Annotated in this window: 1 protein-coding gene; it reads right to left on the bottom strand. The window is 37.6% G+C overall.

The genetic code is table 11. From position 1 onward, the window contains the following. Nucleotides 1–198, bottom strand: a 198-nt coding sequence (locus JV36_RS19915) for a hypothetical protein (RefSeq protein WP_235207864.1), incomplete at its 3' end; no start/stop codon positions are given. Nucleotides 199–255 lie beyond the last annotated feature (57 nt).

Below are 255 nucleotides of genomic sequence, written 5' to 3'. Positions count from 1 at the left end.
TAGGAGTCCTGAGAACTTGTTATATGTAAATCCATCTGACAAAACACCATGTATCACCAAAATGGTTGAATCCGAATAGGCTACGCCAAATCTTCTGGCATATATTTGACCTCCATATGTTACTGAAAACACATGTTCTCGATAATTAAAAGGTTGTTCAATCGCTAAACCTTGTAGCTCCTTTGCACTCATTGTCATATTAGTGGACGGTTCAAATGTTGGAGAGTCCGAATTTACCAATTGAGTGATTTACCT

It is taken from the genome of Alteromonas sp. LOR, assembly GCF_000753865.1.
Taxonomy (GTDB): domain Bacteria; phylum Pseudomonadota; class Gammaproteobacteria; order Enterobacterales; family Alteromonadaceae; genus Alteromonas.
This window is presented reverse-complemented; position numbering and strand designations above follow the sequence as displayed.